This is a genomic window from Amorphus sp. 3PC139-8, from assembly GCF_040750475.1.
GTDB lineage: Bacteria > Pseudomonadota > Alphaproteobacteria > Rhizobiales > Amorphaceae > Amorphus.
This window is the reverse complement of the sequence record NZ_JABJVY010000036.1, coordinates 1-25000: the sequence shown is the minus strand read 5'-3', so window position 1 is coordinate 25000 and position 25000 is coordinate 1. Positions and strand designations below refer to the sequence as shown.

Annotated in this window: 14 protein-coding genes (1 of these 14 cut by a window edge); 6 read left to right on the top strand and 8 right to left on the bottom strand. The window is 64.8% G+C overall.

Annotated features, from left to right (window positions below; translation table 11 throughout):
- Window positions 1-1801: the 3' portion of a M23 family metallopeptidase gene (locus HNS03_RS23235; protein ID WP_367198445.1), read on the top strand. 173 nt of this gene lie to the left of the window's left edge; the window shows 1801 of its 1974 coding nt (coding positions 174-1974); its start codon lies beyond the left edge, outside the window; it ends in the stop codon at window positions 1799-1801.
- Window positions 1802-1906: 105 nt separating this feature from the next.
- Here HNS03_RS23235 and clpB read toward each other — a convergent pair whose 3' ends face one another.
- The 6 genes from clpB to HNS03_RS23205 all read right to left on the bottom strand — a co-directional run bounded on the left by clpB (window position 1907) and on the right by HNS03_RS23205 (window position 12716).
- Complete coding sequence (gene clpB / locus HNS03_RS23230) at window positions 1907-4507, bottom strand: ATP-dependent chaperone ClpB (protein ID WP_367198444.1); 2601 nt, start codon at window positions 4505-4507, stop codon at window positions 1907-1909.
- Window positions 4508-4916: 409 nt separating this feature from the next.
- A complete protein-coding gene (locus tag HNS03_RS23225; RefSeq protein ID WP_367198443.1) occupies window positions 4917-5708 on the bottom strand; it encodes a DUF4167 domain-containing protein in 792 nt (263 codons plus the stop codon).
- A 1184-nt stretch (window positions 5709-6892) separates the two neighbouring features.
- Entirely contained in the window at window positions 6893-7750 is an 858-nt protein-coding gene (prmC, locus tag HNS03_RS23220; RefSeq protein WP_367198442.1) for a peptide chain release factor N(5)-glutamine methyltransferase, read from the bottom strand.
- Window positions 7743-8813: a peptide chain release factor 1 gene (prfA, locus tag HNS03_RS23215; protein WP_367198441.1), complete on the bottom strand. Its 1071-nt coding sequence runs from the start codon at window positions 8811-8813 to the stop codon at window positions 7743-7745. Before prfA ends, prmC begins: the two co-directional genes overlap by 8 nt.
- Window positions 8814-8875: 62 nt before the next feature.
- Entirely contained in the window at window positions 8876-11140 is a 2265-nt protein-coding gene (gene ptsP / locus HNS03_RS23210; protein ID WP_367198440.1) for a phosphoenolpyruvate--protein phosphotransferase, read from the bottom strand.
- A 316-nt stretch (window positions 11141-11456) separates the two neighbouring features.
- A complete protein-coding gene (locus HNS03_RS23205; protein ID WP_367198439.1) occupies window positions 11457-12716 on the bottom strand; it encodes an aspartate kinase in 1260 nt (419 codons plus the stop codon).
- A 131-nt stretch (window positions 12717-12847) separates the two neighbouring features.
- On the opposite strand from HNS03_RS23205, the gene ubiG reads away from it, so the two are divergent.
- Window positions 12848-13612, top strand: a complete 765-nt coding sequence (gene ubiG / locus HNS03_RS23200) for a bifunctional 2-polyprenyl-6-hydroxyphenol methylase/3-demethylubiquinol 3-O-methyltransferase UbiG (RefSeq protein WP_367198446.1) — start codon at window positions 12848-12850, stop codon at window positions 13610-13612.
- Window positions 13613-13616: 4 nt separating this feature from the next.
- On the top strand, window positions 13617-14615 hold the full coding sequence (locus tag HNS03_RS23195; protein ID WP_367198438.1) for a hypothetical protein: 999 nt from the start codon (window positions 13617-13619) through the stop codon (window positions 14613-14615).
- Window positions 14616-15253: 638 nt separating this feature from the next.
- On the opposite strand, the gene HNS03_RS23190 is transcribed toward HNS03_RS23195, so the two are convergent.
- Both HNS03_RS23190 and HNS03_RS23185 read right to left on the bottom strand, forming a co-directional pair.
- A complete protein-coding gene (locus HNS03_RS23190; RefSeq protein ID WP_367198437.1) occupies window positions 15254-17410 on the bottom strand; it encodes an FUSC family protein in 2157 nt (718 codons plus the stop codon).
- 2 nt (window positions 17411-17412) lie between these two features.
- Window positions 17413-18591 (bottom strand): pyridoxal phosphate-dependent aminotransferase, encoded by a 1179-nt coding sequence (locus HNS03_RS23185; RefSeq protein WP_367198436.1) that lies wholly within the window; start codon window positions 18589-18591, stop codon window positions 17413-17415.
- A 1386-nt stretch (window positions 18592-19977) separates the two neighbouring features.
- Between HNS03_RS23185 and ggt the strand changes: the two genes are divergently transcribed.
- From ggt to HNS03_RS23170, 3 genes are all read left to right on the top strand, one after another.
- Window positions 19978-21723: a gamma-glutamyltransferase gene (gene ggt, locus HNS03_RS23180; protein ID WP_367198435.1), complete on the top strand. Its 1746-nt coding sequence runs from the start codon at window positions 19978-19980 to the stop codon at window positions 21721-21723.
- A gap of 626 nt (window positions 21724-22349) precedes the next feature.
- Window positions 22350-24347 carry a glycosyltransferase gene (locus tag HNS03_RS23175; RefSeq protein ID WP_367198434.1) on the top strand — a complete coding sequence of 666 codons (1998 nt, stop codon included), beginning with the start codon at window positions 22350-22352 and terminating at the stop codon, window positions 24345-24347.
- Between the two features lie 77 nt (window positions 24348-24424).
- Window positions 24425-24922 (top strand): hypothetical protein, encoded by a 498-nt coding sequence (locus HNS03_RS23170; RefSeq protein WP_367198433.1) that lies wholly within the window; start codon window positions 24425-24427, stop codon window positions 24920-24922.
- The last annotated feature ends 78 nt before the right edge of the window (window positions 24923-25000 follow it).

Below are 25000 nucleotides of genomic sequence, written 5' to 3'. Positions count from 1 at the left end.
TGCGCTGATCGGCGCTCTCGACGGGCGCTACTCGATTACCCTGCCCGCCTCCGCCCACGTCGCCACGCTCGGCGATGCCACCGGCGTCGGTCCGGCCGCCAAGGGCGACCGAATGCGACCGACGGCGGAGGAGATTTCCAACAAGCAGATCATCGAGGTCAGCACGGTTACCCATCTCGGCAACCGCAATCTCATTAAGAAGCAGCCTTATGCCCTGGTCACGGCGAGCCTGGTGACCCGCACCAGCGACATCGTCGACGACATTCCGCCGTTCAACCCGCTCTCGATCTTCGCCGACACGACCGTCTTCCCGAGCAAGGCAGCGACCGACGCGATCTATGATGCTCAGGTCGACGGCGAAATCACCATCACCGAGCACGATTTCCCGATCGGAACCGAGGTGGCACTCGCTGAAGGCGCCCAGCTCTCGACCGAAGAGGCCGAGGCGCAGTTGCGCGAGCAGCAATGGTTCGACGGCACCGCCTCCATCGAGTTTGCGGCACGCTCCCTGGCCTCCGATCACCGCTTCGACTTCGGGTTCGCCGATCCGCGCACCGGGGATGCCGCCATCAGCATCACGCCGGAGAACGTATCGGAAGTCGTCAAGCGCGCTGAAGACGGCGGCGATGGCATCGCCTCCGACGAAGTGGTCGCCCTGGTCGCATCCGGCGACACCCTCGCGGACATTCTGAAAGAATACGGCGCCACCGAGGACAGCATAGAGGCGATCGAGTCGGTCCTGCAGGACGACTGGAATGTCGCCGAAGTGTCCGCCGGCCAGACGGTCCGCATGGAGATCGAACGGTTCGGCTTCGACGACAATGCCGGCAGCCGCCCGGTCCGCGTCTCCATCTATAACGACGCCGAGCACCTGGCGACCGTCGCCATGACCGACGACGAGGAGTTCGTCGCGGCCCAGCCGCCGGCCGACGTCATCCCGATGGTCGCGACCGCGGCCGATGCCATCAATCCGCAGCCGCGGCAGGGACGCGCGCCAACGGTCTACGATTCGCTCTATCAGACCGCGCTGGAACACGACGTTCCGGAAAAGCTGATCGACAATCTGGTGCGGACCTATTCGTTCGATGTCGATCTCAACGGCCACGTGCGGCCGGGCGATCAGTTCACCGTCCTCTACGCTGCGCACAAAGAAGCCGAAGACGCCGATTCGCCGCCGGAAATCCTCTACACGTCGCTGACGGCGGGCGGCGTCGAGCGGCGCTTCTATCGCTTCCGCACCCCCGACGACAGCTCCGTCGACTTCTATGACGAGAACGGCAAGAGCGCGCAGAAATTCCTGATGCGCAAACCGATGGCACGGGGCGTGTTCCGCTCCGGCTTCGGCTATCGCCGCCATCCGATCCTCGGCTATTCCAAGCTGCACAGCGGTGTCGACTGGGCCGCCCCTCGCGGCACGCCGATCTACGCCTCGGGCAACGGCACGGTCGAGGAAGCGGGCTGGAAGGCCGGCTACGGTCGCTGGACGCTGATCAAGCACGCCAACGGCTACGAAACCGGCTATGCGCATCAGTCCGGCTGGGCAGACGGCCTTAAAAAAGGTGTCCGCGTCACCCAGGGCCAGCTTATCGGTTATGTGGGCTCAACGGGCCTGTCGACCGGTCCGCACCTTCACTACGAGGTGCACGTCAATGGCCGCCCGGTGGATCCGCTCCGAATCCGGCTGCCGCGTGGGCGTGAGCTGACGGGCGAGATGCTGACGGCCTTCGAGCACGAGCGCGAGCGCATCGACGCCCTGATCGAGCGCGAGCTGCCGAGCGAGACCCGGGTCGCACGGAACTAGCAATTTCAGAAAAGTGGAAACCGGTTTTCCGTCCGGAAACGAGACAAAGAAAAAGGCCGGCAGAGCACCGCCGGCCTTTTCTTTGTTTGTGAACGGACCGTTCCGTCAGGCCGCGGCGCTGGCCGCGCGTACCGGCTCGAACACCAACCGCTCGCCTGCCGGCGTGATCTTGACGGTATCGCCGCCCTGGATCTCGCCCTGCAGGATCTTCTCCGCGAGCGGATCCTGCACTTCCTTCTGGATCACCCGCTTCAACGGCCGAGCCCCGTAGACCGGGTCGTAGCCCTTGTTGGCGAGCCATTCGCGGGCGTTCTCGTCCAGCTCCAGCTCGATCTTGCGCTCCTCCAAGAGCGCCCTGAGACGCTTCAGCTGGATGTCCACGATCCGCGTCATCTGCTCGCGCCGCAAGCGGTGGAACAGGATGATCTCGTCAAGCCGGTTCAGGAACTCCGGCCGGAAGTGTCCGCGTACCGCCGTCATGACGAGCTCGCGCACCGCTTCCACATCCTGGTCCTCGGGCTGGTTGGCGAGATATTCCGCGCCCATGTTCGAGGTCATGATGATGAGGGTGTTGCGGAAGTCGACCGTCCGCCCCTGACCGTCGGTCAGCCGACCATCGTCCAGCACCTGCAGCAGGACGTTGAAGACGTCCTGATGGGCCTTCTCGATCTCATCGAACAACACCACCTGGTAGGGCCGCCGGCGCACAGCTTCGGTCAGTACGCCGCCCTCCTCGTAGCCAACATAGCCGGGAGGCGCACCGATCAGCCGCGACACGGCATGCTTTTCCATGAACTCCGACATGTCGATGCGGACCATCGCCGTGTCGTCGTCGAACAGAAACTCCGCCAGCGCCTTGGTGAGCTCGGTCTTGCCGACGCCCGTGGGACCCAGGAACATGAACGAGCCAATCGGCCGGTTCGGATCCTGCAGCCCGGCGCGCGCACGCCGCACGGCGGTGGAAACGGCATGCACCGCCTCCCACTGGCCGATGACGCGCCGCTCCAGGGCATCTTCCATCCGCAAGAGCTTGTCGCGCTCGCCTTCCAGCATCTTGTCGACCGGAACACCGGTCCAACGGGAGACCACCTGCGCGATGTGATCGGCGGTGACCGCCTCTTCCATCACGTCGCCCTTCTCCTCGGTCTCCTCGACGACCGCGAGCTTGCGCTCCAGATCCGGGATAATGCCGTAGGCCAGTTCGCCGGCCCGGCCGAGATCGCCGGAGCGCTGAGCCTTATCGAGATCGATACGGGCCTGGTCGAGCTGGGTCTTGAGATCCTGTGCGCTGGAAAGCTTCGCCTTCTCCGCCTGCCAGCGAGAGGTCATCTCCGCAGAGTGCTCTTCCAGGTCGACGAGCTCCTTCTCCAGCTTGGTCAGCCGATCCTTGGAGGCCTCGTCGGTCTCCTTCTTCAAAGCCTCGCGCTCGATCTTGAGCTGGATGATGCGCCGATCGAGTTCGTCGAGCTCTTCCGGCTTGGAATCCACCTGCATGCGCAGCCGCGCAGCCGCCTCGTCGACCAGATCGATCGCCTTATCCGGCAAGAACCGATCGGTGATATATCGATTCGACAGGGTGGCCGCCGACACGATCGCCGAATCGGCAATCCGCACGCCGTGATGCAGCTCGTACTTCTCCTTCAGGCCACGCAAGATCGAGATCGTGTCCTCGACCGTCGGCTCGGAAACGAAAACGGGCTGGAAGCGGCGGGCAAGTGCAGCATCCTTTTCCACGTGCTTGCGGTATTCGTCGAGCGTGGTCGCGCCGACGCAGTGGAGCTCACCGCGCGCAAGCGCCGGCTTCAGGAGGTTTGAGGCGTCCATCGCGCCGTCCGCCTTACCGGCGCCGACCAGCGTATGCATCTCGTCGATGAACAACACGATGTTGCCGCCGGCGGCCTCGATCTCCGACAGGACGCCCTTCAGCCGCTCCTCGAACTCGCCGCGATACTTCGCGCCGGCGATCAGCGCGCCCATGTCGAGCGCCAGAAGCTGCTTGTCCTTCAGGCTCTCCGGCACGTCGCCGTTGACGATGCGCAGCGCGAGACCTTCCACGATCGCCGTCTTGCCGACGCCCGGCTCGCCGATCAACACCGGATTGTTCTTGGTGCGACGCGACAGGACCTGGATGGTCCGGCGGATTTCCTCGTCGCGGCCGATCACCGGATCGAGTTTGCCGTCGCGGGCGTTCTGCGTGAGATCGCGGGTGTAGCGCTTCAGCGCCTCATACTGACCTTCCGCGCCCGCGGTATCGGCGGTTCGCCCCTTGCGCAAATCGCTGATCGCCCCTTCAAGCGCCTGCGGCGTGACGCCGGCCGCCTTCAGGATCTTGGCGGCTTCGGCATCGCTCTCGCTGGCAAGCGCGAGCAACAGGCGCTCCACGGTGACGTAGCTATCGCCCGCCTTCTTGGCGAGTTTCTCCGCAGCCTCGAAGACCTTTACCGTCGCGCGCGCCAGATAGAGCTGGCCGGCGCCGGCACCTTCGACCTTCGGCATCTTGGCAAGGGACGCATCGACGGCCTCGAGCGCCTCGTCGGCGCGGCCACCGGCACGCGTGATCAACCCGGCGGCGAGCCCTTCCGGGTCGTCGAGCAGAACCTTCAGAATGTGCTCGGGAGTGAATTGCTGGTTGCCCTGGCCCATAGCCAGGGTCTGCGCCGACTGCAGGAAGCCGCGCGCACGATCGCTGTATTTTTCGAAGTCCATTCGGCTCTTCTCCTTCCCACAAGCGCCGTCATTGCGACCGACGCCGTATCCCGCACCGTTGCCTTCAGCGCCATGAAGGCACAGGGAACGGCTTGAGACCTTGCGCTCGATCATCCGACCGCGCCGTTTCGGGCACGATTGCGGGACGATCTCACACCAAGACAACGGCCCCAATCAGGCGACCGCTACCGACATATAGTGTTGCGATAATGCAACAAAAGAGGTCCGGAAAGGAAAATCGGCAGCCGCTCTCAGCCGGAGTGGCAGCGAGGACATCGGCCGAATGAAGCGCAGGGCCGATGCTCGCGCTCTTGTCGCTGTCGCGCCGGCGATCGCGAAACATCGGTGCCCGATTTTTCGCCCAGCGCTCCAACAAAAAGGGCGCGGTTCACCCGCGCCCCTTCGATTATCAAGCGTCCGACGCTGCGGTCTCGCTATCTTGAGAAGCAGAGCCGTCGCTTCCCTCCGCCGCCGTAGTGGCACGCTTGGTGCGCGTCCGCGGGCTGCGGGTGGTTCGCGTCCGGCGGCGTGGCTTGGCCTCGGTGGCCTCCGCCGCTTCCACGGGCTCGGCCGCCTTCGCGTCCTCGTCAGCCTTCTCGGCGATCACCGGCGCCTCGGCGTTCTCCGGAGCTTCGACCTCCGCTTCGGCTGCCTCGGGCTTGGCGGCGGCAGGCTCGGGCTTGGCAGAACCGTTGGCCTTCCGGCCACCGGACCGCTCCGACCCCTTACCGCCGGAGCGCTCGCTCGCGGTCACGGTCTCGCCGTCGTTCGCCGGCGCCCTTTCGCCGTCACCGCGGCGACCGCGCTGGCGGCCACCGTTTGCGTTCTGGCGCTCATAGCCGGAATCGCTCGGCTGCTCCGCCTGGCCCGGATCCGTTCCGCCGGAGCCGTTGTGGGCGCGCTGCTCGTAGCCCTCGGAGAGATCCTCCTCACGCTGCACGGCCTGCTGCGGCTGGTTCGGCCCCTGCGCGGCGGCCAAAATCCGGAAATAGTGTTCCGCGTGCTGGAGGTAGTTTTCGCCCATCACGCGGTCCCCAGACGCTTGCGCATCGCGCGAAAGCTGCAGGTATTTCTCCGCAACATGAAGGGCGGTCCCTCGGATCTTCACATCGGGACCGTTCGATTCGAACGTCTTCGTTAGCGGGTTCGGTCCCTTCCGGTTCCGGCCGCGCAGTCGCTTGTTGGAATTTCCTTGTCTCATCCGATCGTTTCTCGTTCGGAAGCATGCGAGACCCAGTCGTTTGGGGACTCGCTGTATCCGGCTTCGGCGCCGTTGCCCAGATCGCCCGCCCTCCAACTCGGAGGTTGGAGCGCCTGAACCCGTCGAAGTCGAGCGTTGCGGTCAGCGGCACATTTCCGCCGGCCGATCGCTCTTGAGCGGGACGAACCATTGGGCACCGGTTGTTCGCCCATATCCCGCCCACACACCTGAAGGTCGATCACGCCTGCGCTCCTGAACCGGAGCCGCCCGAGGGCTTTCGTGACCGAGAACCGCCCGGGACGATCCGACCCGGAATGGCGGCTTTTGAGCACGCTCGGCGCAACCGAGCCGTCGAACGCATCTCAACCCTCAGCCTGGTCGCAATTTCGAACGGAAAACCCCTTCCGGCCTTTCCCGAAACTGCCCAAGTTCCTGTATTCACGGCCTTTTCCATGTGAACGGGCGTTCCCATCCAATTCTCGAAAGGCCCTCGCGGCGCATCAGGCGAAACATCTGCATCATCCGATGCTTTCGTTCTTATCCCTGTCGCGCCGGTCATTGCGCAAAACCAGCACCCTTTGTTGCCCGCGCTCTCGCTCGCGGCGATCTCGGATCTCGGCGAGCCGAAATCGGAAATACGATCGATTCCAACAAGGTAGAGCGGCGAGCGAGCGGAAAACGGAAGCCCACTTTTCCTCGTCCCGCTCCAGCCCGCCTTCTCCGACCAGATCCTCACGACCGGCGGATCAGAAACGACCCAGTTTCATCCGTTTGGTCATGCCCGTTTCGTCCGGATCGGCCCGATCCTGGCCGGACATGCGCCGCAACACGAGAGTGAGCGTACAATCCACGCCTCGATCGATCGAGGACGACGCGCTCGGCCCGAATCGTCTCTTCATCTCGACCCTGCACCTCGACCAAAGACGGATCTATGAACGGTCTTCGACAATCGGCGCAGTCGATGATGATGCGATGATCTGCAGCCTCCTCATGGGTGCAAGGCCAGAATGCGACCGCCATAGGCAGTCGATCTCTTGTCGGGCATCCACTTTGCGATCACCTGAATCGGTGAGGGTTGCCCGCAACCCCGTCGGCACCCGGAACGTAGCGATTTCCTTAGCGATTTCCAAGTGCAAAAATCCATTTCCGGCGCCGCAATTGGTGGCACCGGGCGCGCTGTTGCCTCATCGCCACGTCGCCAGCACTGCCCGCGGCCGGCCAGCGAGATCGGGACGAATCCCAACCGTGGCGGCACCGGCCTCGTTGCACAGGTTCGCCACGGCATCCGCTTGGCCGATCCCCACTTCCAACACCAGCGCGCCGGCGGATGCCAGCAGAGACGGCGCGGCCGGAACGAGCCGGCGATAGGGGTCCAGTCCATCCGCACCACCGTCCAGCGCAAGCCGCGGATCGTGGTTGCGCACCGCCGGATCGAGCCCAGGAATATCGGCGCTCGCGATATAGGGCGGGTTGGAGACGAGGAGATCGGCGGGACCGGCAACCGCGTCCGCCAGATCGCAGACGGCGAACCGCGCCCGTTCCGCCAACCCCAGCCGTTCGGCATTGAAGCGGGCGGTTTGTGCCGCTTCCGCGCTCAAATCGGTGCCGAACCCAGTCGCGTTCGGCAACGCTGCCAACAGCGCCAGAAGGATCGCGCCCGTACCCGTTCCGATATCGACGATGGTGACAGCCCGGTCCCGATCGCCCACGTGATCGAGGGCCGCGAGCACAACCGTCTCCGTATCGGGTCTCGGCTCCAACGTCGCCGGCGACAGGACGAGATCCAGGCCGAAGAAATCCCGCCGACCGCGAATGCGGCCGACCGGCTCTCCTGCCGCCCGACGCTCGATCGCGACACCAAACCGCTCGGCATCCTCCGAGGACATCGGATCGTGTTCGGCCAGCACAAGCGCCGTCTGGCTCAGATGCAGCACATCTGCCATCAAGAGCCGGGCATCCAGACCGGCCGTATCGATGCCTGCGGCGTCTAGCCGCGCCCGGCCCGCCTTAAGCCGCTCTCCGACTGACGGCTGATCAGCCATCCTGCTCCGCCAGGAGCGCGGCCTGATGCTCGGTGATGAGCGCGTCGATGATTTCGTCGAGCGCCTCGCCGGCCAGGATCTCATCGAGCTTGTAGAGCGTCAGGTTGATGCGGTGGTCGGTTACCCGGCCCTGGGGGAAGTTGTAGGTGCGGATCCGCTCCGAGCGGTCGCCGGACCCCACCTGCCCTTTTCGGGCCGCCGCGCGCGCCGCATCGCGCTTCTCGCGCTCTGCCTCATAGAGACGCGCCCTCAGCACCTGCATCGCCCGAGCCCGGTTCTGGTGCTGCGATTTTTCCGAGGAGGTCACCACGATGCCGGTGGGCAGATGGGTGATCCGCACCGCCGAATCGGTGGTGTTCACATGCTGGCCACCCGCACCGGAGGCGCGCATCGTATCGATGCGGATGTCGGTATCGGGGATCTCGAAGTCGAACTGCTCCACCTCCGGCAGCACCGCCACCGTCGCCGCCGAGGTATGGATCCGGCCGCCCGATTCCGTTGCCGGTACGCGCTGAACCCGATGCACGCCCGATTCGAATTTCAGTCGCGCGAACACACCACGACCAGCGAAAGAGGCGATGATTTCCTTGTAGCCGCCGGCCTCGCCTTCGCTCGCCGACAAGACCTCGACCTTCCAGCCGTGTTTTTCGGCAAGTCGCTGATACATGCGGAACAGATCGCCCGCGAACAGCGCCGCCTCCTGTCCGCCGGTTCCAGCACGAACTTCGACGATCGCGCTCTTTTCGTCGGCGACATCGGTTGGCAGGAGCCCGATGCGAATCGCCTGGGCCAGTTCCTCGATCCGCTCCATCAACTCCGGGCGCTCGGCCTCGGCGATCTCGCGCAATTCCTTGTCGGTGGAACGATCCGCCAGCATGGCGTCGATGTCTTCGAGCTCCGCGCGCGCGGCACGATAGGCCCGGATCGAAGCGATCAGCGGCTGCAGCTCGGAATATTCGCGCGACAGCTCCACATAGGTGTCGGCTTCGGCGCCGGAGGCCATGCGGCTTTCCAGCATTTCGAAGCGATCGACCAGGGATTCGAGCTTTTCCTCGGAGAACATGGGCTTTCAGATTTCTTGATTCGAGAGAGCGAGGCCGGTCCGGACAATCCGTCGACGCTTCGCTAAAGCGGAATATCGTGATCCTCGGCGTAAGCCGAAAGGAAGGATCGCATATTGCCGGGCCAGCGACCGGGTTCCAGGCGCGGCAACAACCGTGCCCTGAGCCGGCCCACATCCAGGCTGCGGGCCATCGCCTTGACCGGACCGATCGCCGCCGGCGGCATAGAAAGCTGCTGATAACCGAGGCCGAGTAGCGCCATGGCGTCCAGCGGCCGTCCGGCGAGTTCGCCGCAGACCGTGACGGGAACGTGCGCGCGCTCGCATTCGTCGGCGATCCGCTTCAACGCCCGAAGAAACGACACACTCAACGGATCGAACCGCCGCGACAGGCGCGTGTTGCCTCTGTCGGCCGCCATCATGAACTGGAACAGGTCGTTGGAGCCGACCGAGATGAAGTCCACCGCCGACAGGATCTCCTCCAGCTCGAACAGGAGCGAGGGCACTTCCAGCATGACGCCGAGGCGAATCGCGTCCGGCGTCGCGTAGCCGTGGCGCTTCAGGTGCCGGATTTCCTTGTCGACCAGCGCCCGCGCCGCGGTGAATTCCGTCACCGAGGAGACCAGTGGGAACATCAGCCGCAATTCGCGCCCCGCGGCTGCGCGCAAAAGTGCGCGCACTTGGATGCGCAACAGGCCCGGCCGGTCGAGCCCGAGACGAATCGCCCGCCACCCCATCGCGGGGTTTTCCTCCTCCACGGAGCGAATATAGGGCAGGATCTTGTCGCCACCGATATCGAGGGAGCGGAACGTCACCGGCCGGTCGCCGGCGGCCTCGTAGATGCGGCGATAGAGCTCTTCCTGCTCGCGCACGCGCGGCAGGCTGTGGGCGACCATGAACAGGATTTCGGTGCGGAACAGGCCGATGCCCGCTGCGCCCGATTCCTCCAGATGCGGCAGGTCGACGAGCAGGCCGGAGTTGATCATCAAGGTCAGCTCGCGGCCGTCGCGGGTGATCGCCGGCGCATTGCGCAAACGCCGATACTGGGCCTGGCGCCGTGCCCGGAAGCGGACCTTTTCGGCATAGGTCCGTTCGATGTCCGTCATCGGCCGGAAATGAACGAGCCCGGTTTCGCCGTCGACGATCACGGCATCGCCTTCTTCCACCAGCGAGACCGCCCCCGGCACCTGACCCACGGCCGGAATGCCGAGTGCGCGGGCGATAATGGTGGCGTGGCTGGTCGGACCGCCCTCCTCCAAGACGAGCCCGCGCAACTTTTCGCGGTCGTAGTCGAGCAGCTCCGCGGGGCCCATGTTGCGGGCGACGAGAATGGCATCCTGCGGCAGGCCGTTGATGCCGCCATGGGGGCGGCCGATGATCTCGCGCATCAGCCGGTTGGCCAGGTCGTCGAGATCGTGCAGCCGGTCGCGCAGATAGGGATCGACCGAGCGCAGCATGCGCGCCCGGGTGTCGGACTGGACCCGCTCGACGGCCGCCTCCGCGGTGAGACCGTTGCGAATCGCCTCTTCCATCTTGCGCACCCAGCCGCGGTCCTGCGCAACCATCAGATAGGCTTCGAGCACCTCGCGATGCTCGCCATGATGGGCGATCTCGCGCCGCGACATCATCTGGTCGAGCGAGAGGCGCACCTTCTCAAGCGCGCTTTCGAGGCGGCCGAGCTCGCGATCGGCGTCCTCGGCGATCAGGTTGGTAACCACCACACGCGGCTCGTGCAGCACGGCGTGGCCAAGTCCGACCCCGTCGGCCAAGGCCGCGCCGTCCATATGGATCGGACGACGGAGATCGAGCGCCGGCCCTTGCTTGGCGAGGGCCTCGATCTCGCCGGCGGCGATCATTTCGGCAATGACCATCGCCGTGGTCTGCAACGCCTCGACCTCTTCGTCGTAATAGGTCCGGTGCGCTTTGTTCTGGACCACGAGTACGCCGAGAGTGCGGCCGGCGCGTAGGATCGGCACGCCGAGAAAAGCGTTGTAGATCTCTTCCCCCGTCTCCGGCTTGTAGGCGAAGGCGGGATGGTTCTGAGCGTTGGGCAGGTTAAGCGGTCGCGCCTCGGCCGCGATCAGACCGACGAGGCCCTCGCCGATGCGCAGGCTGGTCTGGTGGACGGCCATCGGATTGAGGCCTTCCGTCGCGTAAAGCTCCAGCACGCCGTCGGCGCGCAGAGCATAGACGGAACAGACCTCCGCCACCATGTTGGCGGCGATCAGGACGACGATCTTGTCGAGCCGTTCCTGCGCATCGATCGGCTCCGCCATCACTTCGCGAAGCCGTCTCAATAGGAGGCGCGGACCGGCGAGAGAGCCTCGCATCGTGCCTCCCCGGAGCCAAGATTACAGAACGCCCGCCACACCTGCGGGAGCGAGAGCGTTTCCAGAAGTGGACGCCGGTTTGCCGTCCGGAAACACGTATAAGCAAAGGCCTAAAGCCTATCTGCCATTCTCATGAAAAGCAGAACGGCTCTACATGCCGCTCCTCCGATCCGCCTCGGTCCAACGGCGCGGCAAGTGGGGCAGTCGCGGCCGAACCGCGCTCCCCCCTGATTAGATCGACCGGCCTGCTCCGCACGAAGAATGCGGCAATCGGCGGCGCACCAAAACGGCCGGTCAATCAAGAACCAGCCGCAGGTCAGGCAGACGTCGCTTTATCCAGTTCATATACCGAATGCAGGGCGCGCACCGCAAGTTCCGCGTAGGCGGCGTCGATCAGCACGGAGACCTTTATCTCAGAGGTCGTAATGGCGCGGATGTTGATGCCCTTGTCGGACAGAGCACGGAACGCCGCCGCGGCAACACCGGCATGGCTGCGCATACCGACCCCGATCACGGAGACCTTCACCACGTCCTGAGCGCCTTCGATACTCGAATAGCCGATCACGTCGCGATTATCTTCCAGCACCGAGATCGCCCGATCGTATTCGGTCTGGGGCACGGTGAAGGTGATGTCCGTCGTCGAGCCGTCGGGGCTGATATTCTGGACGATCATATCGACGTTGATATTGGCCTGGGCCATCGGCCCGAACACCGAAGCCGCGACGCCCGGCCGATCGGCGACCCGGCGGATCGAGATCTGCGCTTCGTCCTTGGAATAGGCGATGCCGGTGACAATCTGCTGTTCCACGATCTCGTCCTCGTCGCAAATGAGGGTGCCCACGGGCTGATTGCCGGCCGCCCGGATCGCCTCGGGATCGTCGAAGCTCGACCGCACGAAGGTGCGTACCCCGTGGATCATGGCGAGCTCGACCGAGCGCACCTGCAGAACCTTCGCCCCGAGCGAAGCCATTTCCAGCATCTCCTCGTAGGAGACGCGCGGCAACCGGCGCGCAGCCGACACGATCCTGGGATCGGTGGTGTAGACGCCGTCAACGTCGGTGTAGATGTCGCACCGGTCGGCATGGATCGCCGCGGCGATCGCCACCGCACTGGTGTCGGAGCCGCCCCGGCCGAGGGTGGAAATGCGGCCGTCCGGCGCAATGCCCTGGAAACCGGCGACCACGGCAACCTGGCCACCTTCGATCCGTTCGATCAGACGATCCCCCTCGATGCCGGTGATTCGCGCCGCGCCATGAGCGCCATCGGTCCGGATCGGGATTTGCCAGCCCTGCCAGGAGCGTGCATCGATCCCCATCGACTGCAGGGTGAGCGCGAGCAGGCCGGTCGACACCTGTTCGCCCGTGGCCACCACAGCGTCGTATTCCCGCGCATCATGCAGCGGCGAAATCGCGCGGCAATAGTCCACGAGCTTGTTGGTCTCGCCAGCCATCGCGGAGACGACGACGGCCACTTTATGACCTGCGTCGACCTCGCGCTTGACGTGACGCGCGACGTTTCGGATGCGATCAAGATCGCCGACGGACGTTCCGCCGAACTTCATGACCAGTCGGGCCATGGTTCACTTACCGGCTCGTTGGTGAAAAGGATGAAGGACGCCCGATAGAAATCGGGTTTCCCGACCGAAGTGGCGCGGTAGATATCATCGTGTCGGCGCGGCAGCAACTCGTGCGGCGAAACGCGCGCCGGATCGAGCAAGGAGTACGGACTGTGAGCGACAGCACCATCGACCAGGCGGAAGTCGACCACTTCTCCTCGCTTGCCGACGAGTGGTGGGACCCGCGCGGAAAGTTCAAGCCGCTGCACCGGTTCAATCCCACCCGTCTCAGCTACATCAAGGAGGTCATCGCGCGCCATTTCGGCCGCGACGTCAACGATCCGAAGGCGCTTGCCGGCCTGCGACTCTTGGACATCGGCTGCGGCGGCGGGCTTCTTTCGGAACCGATGTCCCGACTCGGAGCGGACGTCGTCGGCGCCGACGCGGCCGCCACCAACATCGAGGTCGCCCGGATCCACGCCGAGCGCTCCGGTCTGTCGATCGACTATCGGGCGACGACGGCGGAAGCACTCGCCGATGCCGGCGAGACCTTCGACGTGGTGTTGGCGATGGAGATCGTCGAGCACGTCTCCGATCCCGCGTTCTTCATCTCCGCCTGCGCGCAGATGGTCCGGCCCGGCGGCCTGCTTCTGCTAGCCACAATCAATCGCACGCCGAAGGCCTACATGCTGGCCATCGTCGGCGCGGAGTATGTGCTCGGCTGGCTGCCGCGCGGCACCCACCAATATCAAAAGCTGATCAAACCGGCGGAGCTGGAGCAGGCAACCACCGGTACCGGCCTGTCGGTGCTGGAGACCGTCGGCGTCGTGTTCGACCCGTTGCGCGACCGCTGGGAAAGATCCGCGGACATCGACGTCAACTACATGATGCTGTGCGCGAAACCGAGCGGGGCCTGACCCGATGTCGACATTGAGGGCGCCCCGCCCTCGCCTTCGGTTTTCGGCATATGCCTGGGTCGGACTTGCGCTCTTTGCGCCGATTGCCCCCGCTGCAGCCGATCCGCTCTATCCGGTCGCCGCAGTCGATACCAGCGTCCTGCACCCCGTTCCCGATTCCGTCAGGGCGTTCGCCGCGACGATCGTCGACCTCTCTTTCGACGGGCGGCTGGATGCCGGCGCATCGGCCGACCCCGACCCTGAGCTCGACGGGCTTTCGCCCAAGGCGTTTCTGCTGTCTCGGGTCTCGCCGGAGTTCGTGTGCGACCGAGACTTCGGCGGCCTGTGCGGCGCCTCTGGACCGCTGGCGCCGATCTATGACTTTCTCCGGATCTGGCTTTTGGAGAACGACCGCGAGATCCCCGATTTCATCTACGAGGAACGCTACGATACCATCGACGCAATGCCGCTCGATGTGCTGGATCTCAGCCTGTCGGATGCATTCCTGCCGCTTTTGGGCGGCGATCTGTTCTTTCGGCCCGCTCCCTATTCCGCGATCCCGAAATATGATCGCCAGCTTTCGAGCGGGCGCACCCTTGCGACCGCCACGGAGCTCTGTTTTCCGTCGATCGTCCCGATTGCGGGTGGCACCGACGAGTTGCAGATCGCCCACGCGATCGCCGGCGGCGGCTACGAACTGATGGTCGCCTCCTATCTCTATGGCGTCGGCGGATCGGAGGAGGAGGCCGCCCCGCTGCGCGCCCTGCCCAAGCCTTCCGCGCCGGTGACCAATACGATCGGGGAAGCCGTCGTGTTCGTTCCCGGGGCCGACGTGATCGAGACCTTGATGCCCCGCGGCGATCTGACCGGATGGGTCTACGTGGTGCCGCCGGAAGGCCCGGGCGGATTCCTCGATATCTCCGCCTCCGGCCTCCATCCAGTGTCCCCGGTCGGCCAGCCGCAGATCTGCTACTCGGTTGGCGACACGGTACGCTTCAGCGCCCATGTGGCGGCCGGCGATTGAGCTCAACCACTTGAACCTGGAGCCCGTTCTTGTCGCTCAGATGTGTCCATCTGCGCGGAAAAGACTTGAGCTATAGCGCTCCACATTTTGCCCGCGTCTGCGAAACCAGCGCACGACCGCGCGCCGGCCGGTCAGGCCGGCGCCCGCGCAGCCGTGAGCGGAGCGAGCCGGCGTGAGCGATAGATTTCAACGCAAAGCCGGACGCGAAACCGGTTCCCACTTTCGCTGGCTTTGCTTACACCAAAGCGCGACCGCGCGCCGGCCGGTCAGGCCGCGCCCGCGCAGCCGTGAGCGGAGCGAGCCGGCGTGAGCGATAGTTTTCAACGCAAAGCCGGACGCGAAACCAGTTCCCACTTTCGCTGGCTTTGCTTACACCAAAGCGCGACCGCGCGCCGGCCGGTCAGGCCGCGCCCGCGCAGCCGTGAGCGGAGCGAGCCGGCGTGAGCGATAGTTTTCAACGCAAAGCCGGACGCGAAACCGGTTCCCACTTTCGCTGGCTTTGCTTACACCAAAGCGCGACCGCGCGCCGGCCGGTCAGGCCGCGCCCGCGCAGCCGTGAGCGGAGCGAGCCGGCGTGAGCGATAGTTTTCAACGCAAAGCCGGACGCGAAACCGGTTCCCACTTTCGCTGGCTTTGCTTTAGTTCACGCGGGCCCAGGTGGTTTTAAATTCCGCCAGCGTCTGGCCGATCTTGCGCCCATAATAGAAGCGCTCGACGATCGCGGAGGCTTGTTCCGCCGGGATCGAACCGTCCAAAGGCACCGCTTCGGTGAAGCGCGCCAGAACCGGGTCGAGCGCAGGAGCTTCCTTTTTCGGATCGAAGGCGGCATCGAAGGTCGCCTCCACCACCTGATCGAGCTCGTCGAGCACAGCTTTGGCCGGCCCCGCGCCCTCGCGCGCCGTCACCGCCGAGGCGCGTTCGAACAGGCCGAGATACATGACGAGCGCCTCCATCAGCACCGTCACTTCGCTGAGCGCGGCCGACCCGCCCCGCGCAAACAGCCGCTCCGCCTGCAGCGAGGGGAGTTGGGCCCGGATCGCGCTTGCATCCGCTTCCAGCGCCGCGGTGTGGTCGACACCGATCGTCGGCTGGGCCGCGGCCCGCCGGAACACGGAATGGCAGCGGCCGATAAAGGCCTGCACGTCCGTCGCAAGTCGATTGCCGGAGAAGGCCGGCGCCACGGTCCAGGCGACCGCCAACGCCACCCCGGCGCCGAGAAAAGTCTCGTAGGCCCGAGACAGCATCACGGGGGCGCCGACACCCTCGATCATGTGGAGGCCCAGCACGACCAGAAAGCCGATCAGGCCGGAGGCGACGGCATAGCGGATGTCGATCACCATCACCGCCGCCATCATCGCGATGAAGATCAAGGTGAGCTCGGTCGCCGGGCTTGCACTGATCAGCGGAAACACCGCGATCGCGACGAGCACGCCGACGGCCGTGCCGAGCGCGCGGCGAACCGTGCGGGCGACCGTTTCCCCAACGGTTCCCGTCAGCACCAGGGCCACCGTCAGCGTCGCCCAATAGGCGTGCTGGAAGTGGAAAGCATAGTTCAACCCCGTGGTGATCGAAGCGGCCACGATGCCCTGGAGGCCAAGCCGGAAGCCCATGGCAGCACTGCCTTTTCCGCCACTGCTGACGGCTGGCGGCCTATCTGCCGGCTCGTTACGCACTTCCACGGTATTGAGGGCCATCGCGACCCGGATCACTCCGGTCAGGAGCCGCATAAGCTGCACCTTGGTCGGCGAATCCAGCGTCTGGTTCTTGATCAAATCATCTTGTGCAGCATGAAGGCTGTCGACGAGGGCCGGATCCGGCGCCGTGTCGCCGCCCGCGAAGCGGCTGAGCCGCTCGGACAATTCCGAAAGCGCGCCAGCGATCCGCTCGCGGACGAAGCGGGAGGCAACGGCCGTATCGCTGATTTCCGACAAAGCGTCCGTGACCGCCTCGCCCGCCAGAACCACCCGATACGCGGTCGCGACATAGTGCGCGTATCGATCGGCCTTCGATGGCCTTTCCGCACTTGCCACTTCCATTGCCTTGGCAAGCGCGAACCAGCGGCCGCGCAGCGTCATGGAGGGCCGGCGCGGGCGGGTCCCGAATTTCAGATCCTGCGCGATCTCCGCCAGATTCTCCGCTGCGACTTCCCGAAACCGGATAATCCGAGAGCGGAACACCCGCACCGGGGATGGGCGCCAGGTGGCGAAGCGAACGAACAGTCCGGCGAGCGCGCCGACCGCACCCGCGACCGGAAACCAGAGGCCCAGCCCCCGGTCGGGATCGATCAACACGGCGAACATGGTCAAAAGGATCAGGGCCGTCCCGATCCGCATGCCGGCGGGACCGTAGCGGCGGATATAGAGCCCGCCACCGATGACGGCGATCCAGATCAGATGCAGCGTAAGAACGCCGAAACCCCACGTGCCCGGCGCGGCCAGGCCGATCAGGAGGAGAAAACCGACCCCGACGCCGGCAATCTGCAGCGCGTTCTTGAATTCCGTGCGCCGTTCGCCCGCGGGCACCAGAAGCACGATATGGGCCGCGAGCATCGCCGCAATCGCGGAGATGGCAAACACCCTCTTGGGCGCCGAGAACGCCCCGGCATAGGCGGGCCACTCCCGGCGAACCCAAGTGCCGATCAGTTGGTCCAGCCAAGCCAGCCCCTGGGTCGCGAGCAGATAGCCGGCACCAAGGCCGAGCGCCAGCGCAGCCGCAAGATGCAGACCGCGAACCACCCGAACGCCGCCCGGATCGAATTCGCTGTAGCGCTCCAGCAGGTCCATGCCTCGCGCCATCGCTACCGTTTGTCCGCCGCCAGGAACTGACCGATCCGGTTGAGCGCTTCGCGAAGATCGGTTTCCGATGCCGCGTAGGAGACCCTCAGATAGCCCTCGCCCAAGATGCCGAAATCGGGACCGCCGATAAGAGCGACACCCGCTTCCTCCAGAAGCCGGTTTGCCAGCCGCTTCGCCTCGAACCCGGTGTCCCGGATCGAGGGAAAGGCATAGAAGGCGCCGCCCGGCATCCGGCATGAGACGCCGGGAAGCGCGTTCAGGCCCTCCACGACTAACCGACGACGCGCATCGAACGCGCTCACCATCTCGCCAACGGCATCCTGAGGGCCGGTCAATGCGGCAAGCCCGGCATATTGCGACGCGGTCCCCACGCACGACCAGGCGTTCACCGCCAGCTTGCGGGCACTGTCGAACAGGCTCTCGGGCCAAATGCCGTAGCCGATCCGCCAGCCGGTCATCGCATAGGTCTTCGACCAGCCATCGAGCAGAATGAGCCGGTCGGAGATCTCGGGATAGTCGATCAGCGAGACGTGCTCGGCCCGATCGTAGAGGATCCGGCTGTAGATCTCGTCGGAGAGCACGGTTGCCTGCGGATATTCCGCAAGCCCCGTCACCAGCGCCTCGATTTCCGCACGCGGAGTCACGCCGCCGGTCGGATTGGCCGGCGAGTTGACGATGACGAGCCGGGTCTGGGGCGTCATCAGGGAAAGAGTCTCGGCGGCGGAGAAGGCGAACTCGTTTTCCTCGCGGATCGGAACCGGCACCGGCCGCGCGCCCGTGAACTCGATCATGGAGCGATAGATCGGAAAGCCGGGATCGGGATAGAGGATCTCCACGCCCGGCTCGCCCAGCATCAAAATCGCGGCGAACATGGTGACCTTGCCGCCGGGCACGATCAGGATCCGGTCGACATCGACTTCGGTACCCGTACGCGCCAGGAGGTCGGCGGCAACCGCCTCACGCAGCGGCTGGATGCCCGGCGCGGGCGTGTAGCCGTGGTGTCCGTCGCGAAGCGCCTTGACGGCCGCCTCGACGATATGCGGCGGCGTCGGAAAATCCGGCTGCCCGATCCCGAGATTGACGATCGAGCGGCCGGCGGCCGCAAGGGCGCTGGCACGGGCGAGCACGGCAAATGCATTTTCCTCGCCGAGACGCTCAAACGCGGCGATGGGCTTCGGCATGGTTCCTCCCCGCTGACCACCGGACTGTCTGTTGCGGCCGGTTCGCTCGGCCGTCAGCGCCAGCAATAGACTAGAATGCCGGCCCCGGAAATCCGGCCATCCGGTGGAACCAACCTGATGACCAAGAATGTGTCTTGCGGGGAAAGAAGGAGAGGTCGTCTATAGGGTCAAGACCCATAAATCTGCAGGATACGGCGCCTGAAATGGAAAAGAGATGCAAGGAGAGCCGCGATGGGCGGGGCCTTCTGCCCCGCCAGCCGGATTGACGGCGCAGGTGGAAACCGTTTCGGCGTCCGGCATCGCGTCAGCTATGGGGATTATCTGCCCGTTCTTCCGGCTCGTTTTCGCCGCTCGGCCTGTTCGAGAGCCAGATGAAATACCAGCCGCCGAAGCGGCGTACAGGGACCTCCCCCAAGCGCTCACCTTCGCGGAGCCAGCGCCGGGTTTTCACCTTCAGAAGCCCGTTCGGCAAAGGAATCCGAAAATGCGGCATGGCTGCAGACACCCCTCACAAGCCCATGCACCCGTAGCCTCCCTCAACCGCGGGAAGCAGTAATACTCAAACACACAAACGGAAACCCTTCAACAAATCCATCATAAGATACGAGTTTATCATAGTTATTTTGATCTGTTTGTTGCGCATTTTATTTTCAATCGGCAACAATTTGATCAACATGCCCGCGAAAAAGGCAGAAAATCCCAAGCCGGACGGCACCAACGCAGGCCGACCACAGCAATCTTGTGCCGCGATCTCCGTCCGCTACGGCTGCTCCAGCGCTTACGCGGCCAGCCTGTCACTGCCTTGTCGAGACACCGTAACCGGCTCCGCGCGCAATCTGACGATACCCAGCCGCCTCAACGGACCTTTGGCCGAGAGCGCTTCGCTGCGTCGCCGCGTGCGCCTCCGCCGTCGGTCCTGCTCAAGCAAACGCGCGTTCGAAAGCCAGACGATATACCACCCGGAAACACGCCAAACCGGAACATGGCCCGCGCGTTCATGATGATGAAGCCAACGCCGGGTTTTCACCTTGAGAAGCCCGTTCGGTAAACGAATCCGATAGTGCGGCATGGCTGCTACAACCCCTTCACGAGCCCATGCACAAAATGCACCTTCTACCCCCATAGAAGGCAGGTCATTTAACGCCCTAAACTACATTAGCTCAACAGAAATATTCTTACATTTTAACAACAAATAGTTCTCACCAGCGCGAAAAGGCACAAATCTCAACCCGAAAAACAAGCGATAGCGGCATAACTCGCGGTGACACACATACTCTTGAAAATCGAACAGGCGATTTCGTCCCGTGACGGCGTTACCCTTTTCCGCTGGGTTCTGGCCCTAAAAGTAACTCGCTGCGCCCACACCCAACCGAGGGAGCTTAAGAGATGAGAAGTCGGCGCCCGCTTTACGCCGCCCTTGTCTGCGTCGTCGCAAGTCTGCCGTTCTCGGCCAGCGCCCAGGATGCCGCCATCCTGTCCGCCGAGGCTCGGTTTCATCCGGTCATCGCCGAGCGCGGAATGGTCTCAAGCCAGGAAGCGCTTGCCACCGAGATCGGAGTGGACGTGCTCAAGGCCGGCGGCAACGCCGTCGATGCCGCCGTGGCCGTCAGTTTCGCCCTCGCCGTGACCCTGCCCCGCGCCGGCAATATCGGCGGTGGCGGCTTCATGATCGTCCACGCTTCGAAAACCGGAGAGACGGTCGCGATCGACTACCGGGAAAAGGCGCCGGCAGCCGCCACCGAGGACATGTTTTTGAACGATGCCGGCGATGCCGACTCGGTCAAGTCGCGCTTCTCCGGGCTTGGGGTCGGCGTGCCGGGCACCGTGCGCGGCCTTGCACTCGCCCATCAGCGCTATGGCTCGGGAACCCTCACCTGGGCGGACCTGATCGAACCTTCCATCGTGCTGGCCCGAGAGGGCTTTCCGGTCAGCGACGATCTTGCCTCCTCGCTTTCTTCCAACTGGATTCGCATGCATCTGGCGCGCGATGACGAGGCGACCCGGATCTTCTATGGCCCAACCGACGGACCGCCTGCCGCCGGCACCATCACGACGCGGCCGGACCTTGCCGCAACCCTCCAATCGATCGCCGACGATGGGCCGGACGCGTTTTATTCCGGCCCCATCGCCGAGGCGATCGTCGCCAAGGTGAACGACGCGGGCGGCCGCATGAGCCTTGACGATCTCTCCGGATACGCTGCGGAGGTGCGCGCACCGGTAACCGGACGCTACAAGGGGTACACCATCGCCTCGATGCCGCCACCGAGCTCCGGTGGCGTTCACCTGATCCAGATCCTCAATATCCTGGAGGGGCTGCCCATCGCCGAAAGCGGCCTCAACGCCGCCAAGACCATCCACCTGATGAGCGAAGCGATGAGCTACGCCTACGCCGACCGCTCCATGTTCCTCGGCGATCCGGACTTCGTCGACGTGCCGGTCGGGTGGCTCACCTCCACCGACTACGCCGAGGAGATCCGTGCCAAGATCGATCCGGATCACGCCACGCCTTCAAGCGAGATCCGTCCCGGCACGCCGCCGGCACCCTATGAGAGCAACGAAACCACCCATTTCTCGGTGGTGGACGAGGCCGGCAACGCCGTCTCCAACACCTACACCCTGAACTTCTCCTATGGGGTGGGTTTTGTCGCCGATGGAACCGGCATCCTACTCAACAACGAGCTTGACGATTTCTCCGCCAAGAAGGGCGTTCCCAACGCCTACGGACTGATCGGCGGCGAGGCCAATGCCGTGGAGGCGAACAAGCGGCCGCTGTCATCGATGACACCGACCATCGTCTTCAAGGACGACAAGGTGTTTCTGGTTACCGGCTCGCCGGGCGGCAGCCGCATCATCACCACTGTGCTCCAGATCGTCGTCAACGTGATCGATCACGGCCTCGACATCGCAAGCGCGACGGCCGCGCCGCGCATCCACGATCAATGGCTGCCCGACGAGATCCGCATCGAACAAGGCATCAGCCCGGATACGATTCGCCTGTTGGAGGAGATGGGGCACACCGTGGCGCTGAAAGACGCGATGGGTTCCACCCAGTCGATCCTGGTCACGCCGGAGGGCACGCTGCACGGGGCGGCTGATCCCCGGTCGGCGGGCTCGCTCGCCGACGGCTACTGACTGGCGAGCGGCGTAAAGGCTGTTATGGACTTGGAACAGAGGCTGCAGGCCATGATGCCTGAAACGGCAAAGAAACGCCGGGAGATCCGCGATGGACGGCATCTCCCCGGGCCGAGTGGGTCGACGAAGTAGATCACAGCCGTTTCGGCCTCCGCCGAGTAGTTTCCAGCGACGCTCCTTTCGCATGAAGCGTCGTTGCGTTGCTCTCGGACCTCCGCCATAATCCATTCTAGATTGCAGAGGGCGGGGGCCTGATGGCGGAACGGGACGCAGCGACCCGAGCGGGCGAGCTGCGGTGGGAGCGTGAGCGCCCGGCCGCCGGGCCAACATTTCCGTCACGCCACAGAGGCGCTCGTCGCCATCCAAACGAGCCACCGAGGAAGCCCGACAGAGCGAAACGGTCCGAGGATCTCTTCGACATACTCGGGCGGTGTCGGGATGCATCCGAGTTCCGCGTCGAGCCTACCTTCGCCCTCGCACTCGTTTCGAAGCTGGTGCAAGGCCAACTGGGTCCCGTCCGGATTGGTCACAACGTAAATGGCCCTGTCGTCGCGTTGCCGGTGGAGGCCGCTCACCAAATCGCGCCGGCGCGGCTCCGTGCTCACGTCGCAAAGGCCCCCGATCGCGTGATCCTCACCACCGAGGCCGCTCTCCGTACCGCTGTCGCAGAGACGATTTCGGGCCTCGATCCGGCGGTCTTGCTCGCGTATTTCCTCCCGAAGAGAAAGCCGGCTCGCCGTCCGGAAATATGTCAAAACAACGAGCTAGCACAGGTCTGCGAGGCAGCGAAAAGCAGAACGGCTCTCGCGGCGGCCAGGGCCACCGATCGCCATACGGAGACCGATCTGGAGCCGGACGAAGCGGCTGCCTTTGCGGCCTGGGTGGGGCGCCCCTACGCCAACAAGCTCGCCGTGCAAACGCCGCGGGCGTATGCCGCCAGCGTGGCAGAGCGTCCCGATCGCGCCCGCGAGATCTTGGAGGACGGCCGTCCCCTGCTCGCGTTCGCGCCGACCCGCGCAGAGCTGCCTTTCCTGGCCGCTGCCATCTGTAGGGGCGGCAGACAGGTCGCCCGCCTGGTGGTCACGGATCGGACAACGATCGCCCGTAGCGACGCGGCCGCAACCACCGTCGAGCGACCGTCGGCGGCCCAATGGTCGTACGGTATTCCGGCCGGGCTGACGGCCGGCCAAACGCTGTCGCCAACCCAGCGCTGGGTATCGGTTCTGGTCCTGATCGCGGCTGGAGTGCTCGCCTTCGTCTATCCCCTGGCGCTGCCGATCGCCCTGCAATTGTTCGTAACGGTGGTGCTGATCGCGCTCTCGGCCGCCCGCGGGGCGGCCAGTCAGGCGGCCTTCGTGGCGCATTTCGCGCCACCCCGGTGCCCGCTCGAAGACGCCGCGCTGCCGCGCTATTCCATCCTTGTGCCGCTCTACAACGAGGCCGCCGCCGTTCCCGGTCTTCTCGCCAGCCTCGCGCAGCTCGACTATCCCGCCGAGAAGCTGGAGGCGATCCTGCTGGTGGAAGCCGACGACACAACAACCCAGGCTGCGATCCTCGCCCAGCGTCCACCGCCCTGGGTCCGTGTGGTGGAAGCCCCGCCAAACGGACCTCGGACGAAGCCGAAGGCGCTCAATATCGGGCTTGGCCTTGCCAGCGGCGATCTGATCACGGTGTTCGATGCGGAGGACCGCCCAGAACCGGCCCAGCTTCGCTGCGCGGCCGAAACCTTCGCCGCCGGGCCGGACCGGCTCGCCTGCCTGCAGGCCAGGCTTGCCATTGACCATGCCGGCGATACCTTTATCACCCGCATGTTCGCGGTCGAATATGCGTGCCTGTTCGACGTGCTTTTGCCGTGGCTTGCCGCCAAGCGCTTCTTCTTCCCTCTCGGCGGAACATCCAACCATTTCCGGCGCGAGGTGCTGGTCGCCGTCGGTGGCTGGGATGCCTACAACGTCACGGAGGATGCCGATCTCGGCGTTCGGCTTGGCCGGCTCGACTATGAGATGAGCGTCATCGACGCGACCACCTTCGAGGAGGCCCCACTCGGCGTCCGCGCCTGGCTGAAGCAACGCACTCGCTGGCTGAAAGGCTGGATGCAGACCTGGCTGGTCCATATGCGTCGCTTCGACCGGTTTGCGCGCCAGCGCACGTTGGCCAAGATCGCCGTGTTTCACGCCCTCATCCTGGGCAGTCTTCTCGCGGCCCTTGCCTTCCCCGTCTGTCTTGCTCTGATTGCCGCCCAGGCAACCGGGCTGCTTGCCTTCTGGCCCGGCGACGCATTGGCCGGGTGGGCGCTGTTTGCGGCCAACAGCGTGCTGTTCGTCGCCGGGTTCACTGCCACCATCGCCCTGTCGCTGCGCGCGATCCGGCTGCGGCGACTTCCGCTCTCTCCCGCAGCCTTGCTTTGGCTGCCGGTCTACTGGCTCCTGATGGCGCTGGCTCTCGGGCTCGCCGTCATAGACCTCTGCCGCCGCCCCCATCATTGGGCAAAGACCCGCCATGGCCTCGCGCGCCGGCCGCAGCAGACTGGTCTCGGCGGGATGCGCTCGCGCCGGATCGCGCCGCGTCACGTTCACGTCAAAGCCGCGCGAGATGCCCCTTTGACCAAACCACACATGGTATGACGCCTTCGGAGCCGATCGCCCGGGCGCGTTCCAAACGGAGCACGTATGGACCCGATCGGAGCGCAGGGAGGCACACAATGGCGCATGGCACCACCGATATCGCGTCGCCGGCGGAATCCGGCCTGTTTCCGCCGCTGACAGCGGCCACGCTCATCACGGCGATCCTGGGCGGCATTGCCGCCGATCTCGTCTGGGAGATCTGGGCGCGCGGCATCACGCCCTTCCTGGTGGGCGGACCGCTTCAGCCCGCGGCCTTGGTTCAGGGCGTGTTCGGCTTCTCCAACTGGGCGCTGGCAGAACTCATTCACGCCGTGGTCGGCATTGTCGCCTATCCCCTCGGCTACCTCTTCATCGCCCGTCCGCTGCAGCGCACGATCGTTCCCGGCCTGCCCTGGTGGCTGACCGCGCTTGGCTACGGAATCGGACTCTGGATCTTCGCCCTCTATATCATGGCGCACTTGTTTGCCGGACAGCCGCCCTTCCTGGGCTTCATTGCGTTGACCTGGGCGTCGCTTGCCGGCCATCTCCTGTTCGCGCTCACTCTGGGCGCCGTGGTGGTCTCGCGGCGCGCTTAGATGTGGAGTCTCAACAGGTTGTCTCGGGATAGGGCGAGGCGACTGATGGGTGTTTGGTCATCGATCCCACTGTGGGGT

Bases quoted from the DNA above. Each gene is read 5' to 3' on its own strand.
- HNS03_RS23185 (WP_367198436.1), bottom strand. From the start codon at position 18,591: ATGCCGAAGCCCATCGCCGCGTTTGAGCGTCTCGGCGAGGAAAATGCA.
- prfA (WP_367198441.1), bottom strand. From the start codon at position 8,813: ATGTTCTCCGAGGAAAAGCTCGAATCCCTGGTCGATCGCTTCGAAATG.
- HNS03_RS23170 (WP_367198433.1), top strand. From the start codon at position 24,425: ATGGCGCATGGCACCACCGATATCGCGTCGCCGGCGGAATCCGGCCTG.
- HNS03_RS23190 (WP_367198437.1), bottom strand. From the start codon at position 17,410: ATGGCGCGAGGCATGGACCTGCTGGAGCGCTACAGCGAATTCGATCCG.
- prmC (WP_367198442.1), bottom strand. From the start codon at position 7,750: ATGGCTGATCAGCCGTCAGTCGGAGAGCGGCTTAAGGCGGGCCGGGCG.
- HNS03_RS23225 (WP_367198443.1), bottom strand. From the start codon at position 5,708: ATGAGACAAGGAAATTCCAACAAGCGACTGCGCGGCCGGAACCGGAAG.
- clpB (WP_367198444.1), bottom strand. From the start codon at position 4,507: ATGGACTTCGAAAAATACAGCGATCGTGCGCGCGGCTTCCTGCAGTCG.
- ggt (WP_367198435.1), top strand. From the start codon at position 19,978: ATGAGAAGTCGGCGCCCGCTTTACGCCGCCCTTGTCTGCGTCGTCGCA.
- ptsP (WP_367198440.1), bottom strand. From the start codon at position 11,140: ATGCGAGGCTCTCTCGCCGGTCCGCGCCTCCTATTGAGACGGCTTCGC.
- HNS03_RS23195 (WP_367198438.1), top strand. From the start codon at position 13,617: ATGTCGACATTGAGGGCGCCCCGCCCTCGCCTTCGGTTTTCGGCATAT.
- HNS03_RS23205 (WP_367198439.1), bottom strand. From the start codon at position 12,716: ATGGCCCGACTGGTCATGAAGTTCGGCGGAACGTCCGTCGGCGATCTT.